Raw genomic sequence first — 12,152 nt, forward strand, 5'->3', positions numbered from 1 at the left:
CAGTCTCCCACGTGCCATGACCACCATCTACCTCGCTGGCTTTGACGTGTTCCGCAAGGACGCGCGCGCCTGGGGCGAGCACCTCAAGGCGCTGTGCGCGGCGCATGGCTTCACCGGCCTGTATCCGCTCGACCAGTCCGCGCCCGCGGGCCGCTCCGGCCCCGACACCGCGCGCTGGATCTATGACGCGAATATCGCGCTGCTGCGGCGCGCCGACGTGGTGATGGCCAACCTGGATGACTTCCGCGGCCCGGGCGAGCCGGATTCCGGCACCGCCTTCGAGGTGGGCTTCGCGGTGGCGCTGGGCAAGCCGGTGTGGGGCTACAGCGCCGATGCCGGCACGCTGCGCGAGCGCGTCACGGTAGCGACCGATGCCGACGGCACGCCGCTGGATGCGCGCGGCTTTACCGTGGAGGACTTCGGTCTGGGCAAGAACCTGATGCTGGCGTGTTCGGTGCGGTTGGTGCAGGGCGGCGCGGCCGAATGCCTGGCGGCAATGGCCGCCGCCCTGCGCAACGGCAACTAGCGCCGCAGCGCCTGCACGCCGGCCGCGATATCGTTGGCGGTACTCGCCACGATCTCGCGATAGGCCGCCACCACGCCGTCGACCGCACCCGGCGCCGGCAACTCTGCCTGGGTCCTGCCGCTGACCACCTTGCCGTCGGGCAGCCGGCGCACGGTCCAGTTGATGGTGGCGCCGGCACGCTGGCCCACGTCGGCGTCCAGGCGCAGCACTTCGGTGGTGATGCGGTACAGCGGCTGCACGTCGGAGAGCCCCTGCTGGTAGGTGTCGACGGCGCCCAGCGTGGCCTGCAGGCGCTGCGACAGCGCATCGCGCAGCTCGTCGGGCAGCGGCGCGGACCAGCGCGACAGGTCCAGCAGGCGCACGCCGGCATCGCTGCCGTTGCCATTGCCATTGCCACCGTCGCGCACCACCAGCTGCGGCCGGTTCAGGCGCTCCGGCACGCGCACCGGCGCGACTTCCAGCCACAGCGTGTCGGTCGACGGGGCCACCGCCGGCGCGGGCGCCGCCACGGTGCCCGGGCCTTGCGCCAGCGTGTAGTAGCGCGGCTCGGGCGAGGCGCAGCCTGCCAGCACCGCCGCGGCGGCGCTGGCGCAGACCAGGGTAAGCGGAAGGCGCTTCATCATTCTTTCTCCGGCTTGCCGCGCAGCAGCGCTTCAGGATGGCGTTCAAGGTAGTCGGTCAGCGTGCGCAGCGACGTGGCGGTGCGGGTCAGCTCCTGCAGCATGCGGCGCGTATCCTGCTGCAGCGGCGCGTCCGACGCCAGCGTGCCGTTGGCCGCGGTCAGGGTCTTGCGCGCGTCCTGCAGCGCGGCCAGTACCTGCGGTGCGACATCGCCGTTGAGCTGCTGCACCAGCTTGTCGGCGGTGGCCAGGGTCTTGTTCAGCGTGGCCACCGTGGTGCGCAGGTCCTGGCCGATCTGGTCGAACGGCACCTTGTCGATGCGGTTGACGATGTCGCCTACCTGCGCCTGCAACTGGTCGAAGGTGCCAGGCGTGGTAGCGAATTCCGGAATCGGCGCGTCCAGGTCGACCTTGGCCGGCGCCGCCTTCGGGAAGAAGTCGAGCGCCACGTACAACTGGCCCGTGAGCAGGTTGCCGGTGCGCAGCTGCGCGCGCATGCCCCGCTGCAGCAGGCCCTGGATGATCTTGCGCGCGCGCTCGCGGTCTTCGACGTCGCGTTCGCGGAAGCCCATGCGCGACGGGTACAGCTCGACCACCACCGGCATGCGGAAGGCGCGCTTCTCGCGCTGGAACTCGATGCCGATCGAACGCACCTGGCCCACCACCACGCCGCGGAAGTCCACCGGCGCACCCGGCGACAGGCCGCGCACGGACTGGTCGAAATTCAGCACCGCCAGCGTCGGCGCCAGTTCTTCCGGCTCCTTCATCGCCTCGGCCTGGTCGCCGGCCAGCAGGAACTGGGTGTTCTCGGCGGCGGCTTCGGTGGCGGTGGTGTGGTCCGGCGCCTGGAACGCGACGCCGCCCAGCAGCACCGTCACCAGCGACTGCGTCGACAGCTTGAGTCCGCCGGCATCGAGCTTCAGGTCGACCCCGCTGGCATGCCAGAAGCGCGTGTCGGCGGTGACCAGCTTGTCATAGGGCTTGTTGACGAACACGCGCAGCGTCAGGTCGCGCCCGTTGGGGTCGAGCTGGTACGCCACCACCTGGCCGACCAGCACGCGCCGGTAATAGACCGGCGAGCCGATATCGAGCGAACCCAGCTCGGAGGCGCGCAGCACGAACTGCTTGCCGGAAGCGTCGGTGGTCACCACCGGCGGCACTTCCAGGCCCTTGAAGTCGCGCGCGGATTCCTTGGACTTGCCCGCGTCGACGCCGATATACGCGCCGGACAGCAGGGTCTCGAGCCCCGACACGCCGCTGGCGGCGAAGCGCGGCCGCACCACCCAGAAGCGGGTGTCGGCGACGGCGAAGTTCTCGGCGTCCTTGGTCAGGTCGATGGTCGCCACCACGTGCGAGCGGTCGCGCGCCAGCCGCACCGACTTGACCAGGCCGATGTCGACGTCCTTGTAGCGCACCGCGGTCTTGCCGGGGGTGAGGCCTTCGGCGGTGCGGAAGCTGACCGTGATCTCGGGCCCGCGCGAGGCCAGCGTGTGCATCAGCAGCGAGATCCCGACCACCGCGGCGACGATCGGGATCAGCCACACCAGCGACGGCAGCCAGCGCGCGCGGCGGCGGCGTTCGGGCCGCGGCAGGCCGGACGTAGGGGGTGAAGGCGGGGGCGGGGGCGGCGAGGGCGGCAAGGCACCCGCCGGGGCTTGGTTGTCAGTGTCGGGCATTGTCAGGTTCCAGCGAATCCCATAGCAGGCGCGGGTCGAAGCTGAGCGAGGCCAGCATGGTCAGCACCACGACCGCGCCGAAGGCGAGCGCGCCGCCGCCGGGGATGATGGTGGCCAGCGCCCCGGCCCGCACCAGCGAGGCCAGCAGCGCCACCACGAAAATATCGAGCATCGACCAGCGGCCGATCACCTCCACCAGCCCGTACAGCCGGGTCTGCTGCCGGATCCGCCAGCTCGAGCGGAAATGCACCGACAGCAGCAGGAAGGTCAGGATCGCCATCTTCAGCAGCGGCACGACGATGCTGGCGATCAGCACCAGCACGGCCAGCATGTGCGAGCCGGACAGCCACAGGTAGATCACGCCCGACAGGATGGTGTCCTGCTGCGTGCCGAGGATGGACTGCGTCACCATCACCGGCAGCATGTTGGCGGGAATATAGAGGATGTAGGCGGCCAGCAGGAAGGCCCAGGTGCGCGCCAGGCTGTCGGGCTTGCGATGGTGCAGGGTCGCGCCGCAGCGCGGGCAGGGCGCGCCTTCCAGCGTGCGCGGGCTGACCAGGTCGCAGGCGTGGCATGACAGCAGGCCCAGCCGGCTGGCGGTGGGCACCTGCGGCAGCGGCTTGCTCTCGTCGTCGTCGGTCAGTTCGGCCACCACCTCGCGCGCGAGCTGGCGCGGACGGGCCAGGCGCGTGGCGGGCGGACGCTGCGGCTGCGTCATCGGCGCTCCCCGTCGGCCGCCCCGGCCTGGTCATCGGGCGTTTCCAGATGGCGCCACAGGTCGCGCGGATCGAACGACAGCATCGCCGCCAGCACGATCACCAGCGCGGCGAACGACCACAGCGCAATGCCCGGCAGCACGCGGGCCATGGTCGACAGCTTCACCAGCGTGACCAGCACGCCGATCATGAAGACCTCGATCATGCCCCACGGGCGGGTCTGGCGGATGCCGCGCACGATGCGGTCGAAGCCGGCCGGCATGCGGTGCTGCGCCATCGGCACCAGCAGGTAGATCATCATCAGCAGCTCGGACAGCGGGAACAGGATGGTGGTGGCGAACACCAGCGCCGCCACCAGCGCCATCTGGTCCGCATACAGCGCCTGCACCGCGCCCAGCAGCGTGGTCTGGGTGCGCACCCCTTTCAGGTCCATCTCGACGATGGGGTAGGCGTTGGAGATCAGGAACAGGATCAGCGCTGTGATCACCAGCGGCAGCAGGCGGTGGTAGTGGCGCCGGCTCTCGCGGTAGAGCTGGCCGCCGCAGCGCAGGCACAGCGCGCGCTCGCCCGGTGAAATCGGCGTGCGCTCGTAGACCGCGTCGCAGTATTCGCAGGCCACCAGCCGGTGCAGCGCGGCCGGCGAGGTGTCGGGCAGCGCGGTGTCCGGCGGGACCGGCGGTACGTCGTGTGCCGCCATCAGCCGGATCGCTTGCCGGTGGCGGCCGGCGGCACATCGGGGTTGTCGACCACGGCCGGTGCCGTCGGTTTGGCAGGGGCCGGCGCGTGCGCCAGCGCCGCGCCTTGCTGCAGGTCGCGCTGCAACTCGCCCTGCGAGCCGATGGTCCAGTCGCGCAGCAGGGCATAGGCCACCGCCAGCAGCGTCGGGCCGATGAACACGCCCAGGAAGCCGAACGCCAGCGCGCCGCCGAGCACGCCCAGCATGATCCAGATCAGCGGCATGCCGGTGCCCTTGCTGATCAGCAGCGGCTTGACGATGTTGTCGGCCATGCTGACCACGCCCACGCCCCACACCACCAGGAAGATGGCCCAGCCGGTGGCGCCGGTGTGGTACAGCCACAGCGCCGCCGGCAGCCACACCAGCGGCGGTCCGACCGGCACCACCGACAGGAAGAAGGTCACGAAGCCGAGGATGGCCGCCCCCGGCACGCCCGCGATCCACAGCCCGATGCCGGCCAGCACGGCCTGGATAAAGGCCGTGCCCAGCACGCCATAGACCACGCCCTTGACGGTGCTGCCCGCCAGCTCCAGCAGGTGGTCGGCGCGCTCGCCGGCGATGCGGCGCATGCCCGCGCGCAGCCAGGCAATGGCGAACTCGCCGCCGGTATAGAAGAAGAACGCCAGGATGATCGACAGCGCCAGCTGGCCCAGGCCCGCCCCGATCGACAGCCCCGCCCCCAGCAGCACATGCCCCACCGGCGCGATCAGCTTGCGCAGGTTGGCGACCATCTCGGAATCGGCATTGATCAGGCTGTCCCACGAGCTTTGCAGGTAGCTGCCGACATAGGGCAGGCTGCTCAGCCACAACGGCAGCTGCGGCACCCCATGCTCCATATAGCGGTCGACCAGCGCGGCGAGGTCATCCAGGTGCGCGGAGAAGCTGGCGCCGGCATAGACGAACGGACCCAGCACGATCACCGTGGCCAGCAGCACGCAGATCAGCGCAGCCAGGCCGCGCCGGTTGCCGAGCCAGCGCGACAGCACGGTGTAGGGGTGCCAGGAGCTGAATGCCAGAATCGCGCCCCACAGCAGAGCCGTGGTGAACGGCGCCAGAACCAGCAGCGAGCCGCCGATCAGCACGATCAGCGCGAAAACGGCGGCGATTTTTTCGATCAACTGGCCGGAACTCATGGTCGGGGGTCTCCGTTTGTCCCCCGGGGGGTTGGGTGTGACGGGGACGGCGTAAATATAGCGTACGGAGGGGGTGGGGGCGTTGAAAGGCGGTATTTTGGGATGTTTGTCGCCCCTTGGCAGGCGCGGATGTTGGGCTTGATGCCATGCGATCGGCTGTCGTGCTTGGCGGGCGTGGCTGTTTCGCCGGCGTAGCCGGCGAGTCACTTTTTGTCCGAGCGACAAAAAGTAACCAAAAAACGCGTCGCCTGTGCGGCTGGCAATCAATTCCACGGCGTTGGTGGTTCGGACGGTGGTGATTTCCGTTTGGGCGTGGGTGCCCGTTCGAGCCTGCTAACGCTATGTGAGTTAGGGGTGGTGCCTGCGATAACCGACTTTTGAACGATCCCAAACTAGGGCGTAGGCAGCCTGCTGCTGGCCGCATCGCGGGGACGCCTACGGCTGCGCTGCGCGCAGGCCCTATCGCGAGGCGTGGGCTCTGGCACGGAATGCGTCGCTGCGCTCGCTTGGCGCTGGCGCTCCGCAGGCCGCGGGTGCCGTGGCTGCTTCGCTGTGGAAGGCCTGACTTCGTTGAGGCTCCCTGCCCTCACCCCCGGCCCCTCTCCCGCAGGCGGGAGAGGGGAGCAAACCAGGGGCAGTGGTCGCGGGCGCCGGCACGGCACGGCGCTGGCGCGGGCGCCCTCGGGCGCCAAGCGAGCGCAGCGACGCGTTCCCTGCCAGAGCCCCGCCCTGAGATACTGCCTGCGCAGCAGCCGTAGGCGTCCCCGCGATAAGGCCGGCAGCAGGTTGCCTACGCCCTAGTTGGGATTGTTCAAAAGTCAGTTATCGAAGGCGTTATCCCTAACTCACATAGCGTTAGCAGGGCCGAACGAGCACCCACGCCAAACGGAAATCACCACCGCCCGAACCACCAACGCCGCGAAATTGATTGCCAGCCGCACAGGCGACGCGTTTTTTGGTTACTTTTTGTCGCTCGGACAAAAAGTGACCCGCCCAGCAGGGCGGAACCACGCGGTTCAAAAGCCGACAGCATGTCACCAACAGCGACCAACCCAAAAATCCAAAACCAGCCGCCAAATCAATCCGGCACCGCCATCACCCCACTCTTCAACAACGCCGCCACCAGATCCGACTGCGTCACCATCCCCACCACCCGCCGCTGGTCATCGATCACCGGCGCGTGATGCAGCCCGCCATCGGAAAACGCCTGCGCCAGCTCCACCATCGGCTGCTCCGGCCGCGCAGTCACGACGGCATGCGTCATCAGGTTGCGCACGGTGCCGGCGAGGCGCCGCGCGCCGGTATCGCGCTGTGCCGCAAAAAAATCGCTCTGGGTGACGATGCCCACCAGCTTGCGCGTGGCGTCCACCACGGGCAGCGCCTTGATGCGGTGCCGCGACAGCAGGTGCCCGGCTTCGTGCGCGGGCTGGTCCGGCGTCACCGTGATCACGTCCCGCGACATGATTTCGCCGCACAGCACGTTGCCGAAATGACGGCGATAGGCGCGCAGTTGCGCCGCGACCAGGATCTGCTCGAGGTCGTCTTCCTCGATATCCAGGAATTCGCCGCGCACCTTCAGCGCGGCATCCAGGTCGGCGCGGGTCACGCCCACGCGCTGCGACGGCGGTACGTCGCGGGTGCCATGCTGCACCGCGGGCTCGGGCGGGCGGTGCGGGTAGCGCCGGCGCGACAGGTTGTTGAAGGCCAGCGCCATCATCAGCAGCAGCATCGAATTGAACAGCACCGGCACCGCCACGAAGCCGAAGCCCAGCGCACTGACCGCCGGCCCGCCGAAGACCGCGGTGATGGCGACCGCGCCGCTGGGCGGGTGCACGCAATGGAACTGGAACATCAGGGCGATGGCGATGGCCACCGCGACGGCGGCGGCGAGGCCGGGGTCGGGGATCCAGCGCGCGCAGGCCACGCCGATCACTGCGGCAATCAGGTTGCCGCCGATGATCGACCACGGCTGCGCCAGTGGCGAGGAAGGCACTGCGAACAGCAGCACCGCCGAGGCGCCCATCGGCGCGACAAACCAGGGATTGAAGCCGCCCAGCGTCTGGTGGCTGATCCACTCCGTGCACAGCAGGCCAAGCAGGGCGCCGAAGCAGCTCTTGAGGCGCTCCTTGCGGCTGGCGGCGACCGGCAGGGGAACGAATGTGCGCAGCCAGGCACGGGCGTTATGCGCCAGGGCGGAGACGGGGGCGGTGGGCATTCTTGTGACGGGGGGCGCTTTGGAATGGTGCGCGTAATATATCACGGGGTGATATATTTGGCCGCCTTTGGTGCAGCGCATCCCGATCCCGGGGCATGCCGCACCGCACAAGGGCGCGCAAGCGCGCAAGAAGAGCAAGGAGCCCCCAGATGTCGTCTGTCATGCCGGTCGAAAAACGCGACTATGCCGTCAACCGCCGCCTGCTGCTGCTGTCGGTCATTGCGCTGGGGATCGGCGCACTCAGCACCGTCGCGGCGGCCGTGCTGGTGAACCTGATCCGCTTTTTCACCAACCTGTTTTTCTACCAGACGCTGTCGCTGGCTGAGCGGTCCCCGGCCAATCATGCGCTGGGCGCGTGGGTGATCGCGGTGCCGGTGATCGGCGGCCTGATCGTCGGCCTGATGGCGCGCTATGGCAGCGACAAGATCCGCGGCCATGGCATTCCCGAGGCGATCGAGGCGGTGCTGTTCGGCAAGAGCAAGATGTCGCCGCGGGTGGCGGTGCTCAAGCCGCTGTCGTCGGGCATCGTGATCGGCAGCGGCGGGCCGTTCGGCGCCGAAGGGCCGATCATCATGACCGGGGGCTCACTGGCGTCGCTGCTGGCCCAGTACCTGCACCTGACCGCGGGCGAGCGCAAGGCGCTGCTGGTGGCGGGCGCGTGCGCCGGCATGACGGCGATCTTCGGCACCCCGGTGGCGGCGGTGCTGCTGGCGGTGGAGCTGCTGCTGTTCGAGCTGCGCCCGCGCAGCCTGCTGCCGGTGGCGCTGGCGTGCGCGGTGGCCGGTTTCCTGCGGCCGCTGCTGTTCGAGGCCGGCCCGCTGTTTCCGCTGCAGACCGCGGCGGCGGGCACGCCCGCGCTGCTGTCGTGCGTGCTGGCCGGGCTGCTGTGCGGCGTGCTGGGCGCGGGGCTGACGCTGGCGCTGTACCGCACCGAAGACGCATTCTCGCGCCTGCCGCTGCACTGGATGTGGTGGCCGGCGCTGGGCGGTCTGGTGGTCGGCATCGGCGGGTATTTCGAGCCGCGCGCGCTGGGCGTCGGCTATGACGTGATCGGCGACCTGCTCAACAACCGCATCGCCATCGGGATCGCGCTGGCGCTGCTGGCGGTCAAGGCCGTGATCTGGATCGCGGCGCTGGGCTCGGGCACCTCGGGCGGCGTGCTCGCGCCGCTGCTGATGCTGGGCGCGGGCCTGGGCGTGGTGCTGGCCCCGTGGCTGCCGGGCGGTTCGCCGCAGCTGTGGGCGCTGGTGTGCATGGCCGGGGTGCTGGGCAGCGTGCTGGGCGCGCCGCTGACCGCGATCGTGTTTGCGTTCGGGCTTACCCACGACACCGAGGCGCTGCTGCCGCTGCTGCTGACCACCGCGGTGGCGTACGGCTTCTCGGTGCTGGCGATGAAGCGCTCGATCATGACCGAGAAAATCGCCCGGCGCGGCCTGCATATCTACCGCGAATACAGCGTCGATCCGCTCGAGCGCGCCCATGTGGCGGAGCTGATGACGCGCGAGGTGGTCGCGATCGACGCCGACCTGCCGGTCGCGGAAGCGATGGTGCGTTATTTCGGCGAACATGCCGCGCATCGTGCTTACCCGGTGGTCTCGGAAGGGCGCGTGCTCGGCATGCTGGAGCGCAGCGCCATCCGCGCGCTGGCCGCGGGCGAGGTGCCGCCCGGCCTGCGTTGCCGCGACCTGCTGAGCGCGCCCGCGCATGTGCTGCTGCCCGGCCAGACCGCGCGCGCCGCCGCCGGCAGCATGGCGGCGCTGAGCGTGGCGCGCCTGCCGGTGGTGGAAAGCGCGGCAACCATGCGCCTGGCCGGCATCGTGTCGCTGCGCGACCTGCTGCGCCCGAGCGGCAGCGTGTTCCACGAAGAATCGCGGCGCGAGCGCCTGCGCGGCCGCGCCGCGGCCTGACCCGTTACTTGTAGGTCGACAGCAGGATGCTGGTTTCGGTGGCGCTGATGCCGTCGATCAGCCGGATCCGGTCGAGCGCGCGGTCGAAGGCCTCGAGCGTGTCGGCGCGCAGCTCGGCGATGATGTCCCAGCGGCCGTTGGTGGTGTGCAGCGCCTGCACGTTGGGCTCGCCGCGCAGCGCCTGCAGCACGGAGCGGGTCTTGTTGCCTTCGACCGCCACCGTCATCCACGCGCGGATGCGGTGCGCCTCGGCCTCGGGCCGCAGGCGCACGGTGTAGCCCACGATTACGCCCTCCTGTTCGAGCTTGGCGATGCGGTTCTGCACGGTCGCGCGCGACACGCGCAGCGCCTGCGCCAGTGCCGTCACCGGCGTGCGCGCGTTGTCGCGCAGGAGGGAAATCAGCTGCTGGTCGGTGGCGTCCATGGGGCGGGTCGGGGGCGGTTGGCAAAGCGCCAGCGCAAGCTGGCGTTTTGCACAATGGTAGGCGCAAACCGGGCAGTTTGCTGGCTTTTGGCTAACGCCGGCTTGCACCAGAATGCAATGGACGGATGGATTTCCCGACGGGACGCCATCGCCCAGCCATGCCAACCAGGAGCCGCCGTGATCCAGACCCCCACCATCCTGCTGATCGAGCCGACCTTCTACGACGTGTCGTACAGCATCAATCCGTGGATGGACCCGGCCGCCTGGGCGCGCGATCCGCACGGCATGCACCGCAACGCGACGGCGTCGTTCCAGGCGCTGCGCGATGCGCTCGGCCGCGCCGGCTTCGCGGTCGAGGTGGCGCCCGGCGCCCCCGGGCTGCCCGACATGGTGTTTCCCGCGAACGCCGCCGTGGTGCTGGACGGGCGCGCCTTGCTGGCGCGCTTCCGCTATCCGCAGCGCCGCGGCGAGGAAGCCCCGTTTGCCGACATCTTCGGCAAGCTGCGCGAGCGCGGCCTGCTCGATGAAGTCGCGCTGCTGCCGGAAGGCTGCTACCAGGAAGGCGCCGGCGATTGCATCTGGGACGCGGGGCGCGGGCATTTCTGGGCCGGCTTCGGACCGCGTTCCTCGCATGAGGCGGCACTGGCGGTCTCGCGCTACTTCGGCAAGGACGTGGTGGCACTGGAGCTGGCCACCGAGCAGAGCTACCACCTCGACGTGTGCTTCTGCCCGCTGTCGGGCGGCGAGGTGCTGTACTACCCGCCGGCGTTCAGCGAAGCGGCGCTGCGCGAGCTGCGCGCGCGCGTGCCGGCGCGGCTGCGCATCGAAGCCAGTGCCGACGACCTGCGCCATTTCAGCGTCAATGCGGTCAACCTGGACAACCAGGTGGTGATGACCCGCACCACCCCGCACCTGCGTACCGAGCTGGCACGGCGCGGCTACCAGCTGCATGAGGTCGACCTGTCGCCGTTCATGTTGTCGGGCGGCGGCGCGTATTGCATGACCTTGCGGCTGGACCGCAGCAGCGGCGGCGGTGTTGCCGCGGCGGCGGCCTGAGCGCAGGCATGGCATGAACAGCGAGGGAGAGGGTCATGAAGAACACCGTCCGAACCTTGTTTCTCGACGCGGCCGACGTGGCCAGGCTGGTGGCCGCGATCGGCCCGCAGGCCGCCATCGTCGACCTGGCCGCGCAGGTGCGCCAGGCGTTCGCACGCTGGGCCGATTTCGACAAGTCTGCACGGCTGGCCAGCCATTCCGCGCGCGGGGTGATCGAGCTGATGCCGGTCAGCGACGGCAGCCAGTACGCGTTCAAGTACGTCAACGGCCATCCGCGCAACGCCCAGCACGGCATGCCCACGGTGATGGCGTGCGGCCTGCTGGCCGAGGTGGAAACCGGCTTTCCGCTGATGCTGGCGGACCTGACGCTGGCCACCGCGCTGCGCACCGCGGCCACCTCGGCGCTGGCGGCGCGCGCCATGGCGCGTCCCGGCGCGGCCACCATGGCGCTGATCGGCAATGGCGCGCAGGCGGAATTCCAGGTACTGGCCTTCCACGCGATGCTGGGCGTGCGCGAGATCGCGGCCTATGACATCGACCCCGCCGCCACCGCGCGGCTGATGCGCAATCTTGGCGGCGTGCCGGGCCTTGCCATCCGGCGTGCCGATTCGATCGGGGCGGCGCTCGACGGTGCCGACATCGTCTCGACCGTCACCGCGGACAAGACCCGCGCCACCATCCTGACGCCCGATATGGTGCGGCCCGGCATGCACCTGAACGCGGTCGGCGGGGATTGTCCCGGCAAGACCGAGCTGCATGCCGATATCCTGCGCCGCGCGCGCATCGTGGTGGAGTACGAACCGCAGACCCGCATCGAGGGCGAGATCCAGCAGTTGCCCGCCGACGCGCCCGTGACCGAGCTGTGGCAGGTGCTGGCCGGCCACGCGCCTGGCCGCGCCGCGGCGGACGAAGTGACCGTATTCGATTCGGTGGGGTTTGCGCTGGAAGACTATGCCGCGCTGCGCTGGCTCTACGCCGCGGCGCAGGCGCACCGCGCCGGCACGGCGGTGGAACTGGTGGCAATGCCGCCCGACCCGCGCAACCTGTATGGATGGATGCTGGCGCAGGCCGGCGGCGGCGACGCGGCGCGACCGGTGCCACGGCCGCAGGCCGTGGCCTGAAGCCTCAGTGAAGTCTCAGTGA

The 12,152-nt window shown here is 69.8% G+C and carries 11 protein-coding genes; 4 read left to right on the top strand and 7 right to left on the bottom strand.

Annotation, left to right across the window (positions count from 1 at the left end; genetic code table 11):
• The first annotated feature begins 16 nt into the window (after positions 1 to 16).
• Positions 17 to 526 carry a nucleoside 2-deoxyribosyltransferase gene (locus CBM2594_RS04495; RefSeq protein WP_116355793.1) on the top strand — a complete coding sequence of 170 codons (510 nt, stop codon included), beginning with the start codon at positions 17 to 19 and terminating at the stop codon, positions 524 to 526.
• Here the strand turns inward: CBM2594_RS04495 and CBM2594_RS04500 are convergent.
• The 6 genes from CBM2594_RS04500 to CBM2594_RS04525 all read right to left on the bottom strand — a co-directional run bounded on the left by CBM2594_RS04500 (position 523) and on the right by CBM2594_RS04525 (position 7,622).
• Positions 523 to 1,149: a PqiC family protein gene (locus CBM2594_RS04500; RefSeq protein WP_116355794.1), complete on the bottom strand. Its 627-nt coding sequence runs from the start codon at positions 1,147 to 1,149 to the stop codon at positions 523 to 525. The two genes, CBM2594_RS04495 and CBM2594_RS04500, sit on opposite strands and share 4 nt — an antisense overlap.
• The gene (locus tag CBM2594_RS04505; protein WP_116355795.1) at positions 1,146 to 2,822 is read right to left on the bottom strand and encodes a PqiB family protein; all 1,677 of its coding nucleotides are present in this window, start codon (positions 2,820 to 2,822) and stop codon (positions 1,146 to 1,148) included. The genes CBM2594_RS04500 and CBM2594_RS04505 overlap by 4 nt, the downstream gene beginning before the upstream one ends.
• On the bottom strand, positions 2,809 to 3,540 hold the full coding sequence (locus tag CBM2594_RS04510) for a paraquat-inducible protein A (protein WP_116355796.1): 732 nt from the start codon (positions 3,538 to 3,540) through the stop codon (positions 2,809 to 2,811). Before CBM2594_RS04510 ends, CBM2594_RS04505 begins: the two co-directional genes overlap by 14 nt.
• Complete coding sequence (locus tag CBM2594_RS04515; RefSeq protein WP_116355797.1) at positions 3,537 to 4,235, bottom strand: paraquat-inducible protein A; 699 nt, start codon at positions 4,233 to 4,235, stop codon at positions 3,537 to 3,539. The genes CBM2594_RS04510 and CBM2594_RS04515 overlap by 4 nt, the downstream gene beginning before the upstream one ends.
• Positions 4,235 to 5,407: an AI-2E family transporter gene (locus CBM2594_RS04520; protein WP_116355798.1), complete on the bottom strand. Its 1,173-nt coding sequence runs from the start codon at positions 5,405 to 5,407 to the stop codon at positions 4,235 to 4,237. The genes CBM2594_RS04515 and CBM2594_RS04520 overlap by 1 nt, the downstream gene beginning before the upstream one ends.
• 1,078 nt (positions 5,408 to 6,485) lie before the next feature.
• A complete protein-coding gene (locus CBM2594_RS04525; RefSeq protein ID WP_116355799.1) occupies positions 6,486 to 7,622 on the bottom strand; it encodes an HPP family protein in 1,137 nt (378 codons plus the stop codon).
• Between the two features lie 149 nt (positions 7,623 to 7,771).
• Between CBM2594_RS04525 and CBM2594_RS04530 the strand changes: the two genes are divergently transcribed.
• Positions 7,772 to 9,529 carry a chloride channel protein gene (locus CBM2594_RS04530; protein WP_116355800.1) on the top strand — a complete coding sequence of 586 codons (1,758 nt, stop codon included), beginning with the start codon at positions 7,772 to 7,774 and terminating at the stop codon, positions 9,527 to 9,529.
• A gap of 4 nt (positions 9,530 to 9,533) precedes the next feature.
• On the opposite strand, the gene CBM2594_RS04535 is transcribed toward CBM2594_RS04530, so the two are convergent.
• Positions 9,534 to 9,953 carry an Lrp/AsnC family transcriptional regulator gene (locus CBM2594_RS04535; protein WP_116355801.1) on the bottom strand — a complete coding sequence of 140 codons (420 nt, stop codon included), beginning with the start codon at positions 9,951 to 9,953 and terminating at the stop codon, positions 9,534 to 9,536.
• 177 nt (positions 9,954 to 10,130) lie between these two features.
• Here CBM2594_RS04535 and CBM2594_RS04540 point away from each other — a divergent pair, with 177 nt between their 5' ends.
• Both CBM2594_RS04540 and CBM2594_RS04545 read left to right on the top strand, forming a co-directional pair.
• Positions 10,131 to 11,009, top strand: a complete 879-nt coding sequence (locus tag CBM2594_RS04540; protein WP_116355802.1) for a dimethylarginine dimethylaminohydrolase family protein — start codon at positions 10,131 to 10,133, stop codon at positions 11,007 to 11,009.
• Between the two features lie 35 nt (positions 11,010 to 11,044).
• Positions 11,045 to 12,130 carry an ornithine cyclodeaminase gene (locus tag CBM2594_RS04545; RefSeq protein WP_116355803.1) on the top strand — a complete coding sequence of 362 codons (1,086 nt, stop codon included), beginning with the start codon at positions 11,045 to 11,047 and terminating at the stop codon, positions 12,128 to 12,130.
• Positions 12,131 to 12,152: the final 22 nt, after the last annotated feature.

Origin of the sequence: Cupriavidus taiwanensis (genome assembly GCF_900249755.1) — a bacterium.
GTDB classification, from domain to species: domain Bacteria; phylum Pseudomonadota; class Gammaproteobacteria; order Burkholderiales; family Burkholderiaceae; genus Cupriavidus; species Cupriavidus taiwanensis_D.

Bases quoted from the DNA above. Each gene is read 5' to 3' on its own strand.
- CBM2594_RS04515 (WP_116355797.1), bottom strand. From the start codon at position 4,235: ATGGCGGCACACGACGTACCGCCGGTCCCGCCGGACACCGCGCTGCCC.
- CBM2594_RS04495 (WP_116355793.1), top strand. From the start codon at position 17: ATGACCACCATCTACCTCGCTGGCTTTGACGTGTTCCGCAAGGACGCG.
- CBM2594_RS04520 (WP_116355798.1), bottom strand. From the start codon at position 5,407: ATGAGTTCCGGCCAGTTGATCGAAAAAATCGCCGCCGTTTTCGCGCTG.
- CBM2594_RS04535 (WP_116355801.1), bottom strand. From the start codon at position 9,953: ATGGACGCCACCGACCAGCAGCTGATTTCCCTCCTGCGCGACAACGCG.
- CBM2594_RS04530 (WP_116355800.1), top strand. From the start codon at position 7,772: ATGTCGTCTGTCATGCCGGTCGAAAAACGCGACTATGCCGTCAACCGC.
- CBM2594_RS04510 (WP_116355796.1), bottom strand. From the start codon at position 3,540: ATGACGCAGCCGCAGCGTCCGCCCGCCACGCGCCTGGCCCGTCCGCGC.
- CBM2594_RS04525 (WP_116355799.1), bottom strand. From the start codon at position 7,622: ATGCCCACCGCCCCCGTCTCCGCCCTGGCGCATAACGCCCGTGCCTGG.
- CBM2594_RS04500 (WP_116355794.1), bottom strand. From the start codon at position 1,149: ATGATGAAGCGCCTTCCGCTTACCCTGGTCTGCGCCAGCGCCGCCGCG.
- CBM2594_RS04545 (WP_116355803.1), top strand. From the start codon at position 11,045: ATGAAGAACACCGTCCGAACCTTGTTTCTCGACGCGGCCGACGTGGCC.
- CBM2594_RS04505 (WP_116355795.1), bottom strand. From the start codon at position 2,822: ATGCCCGACACTGACAACCAAGCCCCGGCGGGTGCCTTGCCGCCCTCG.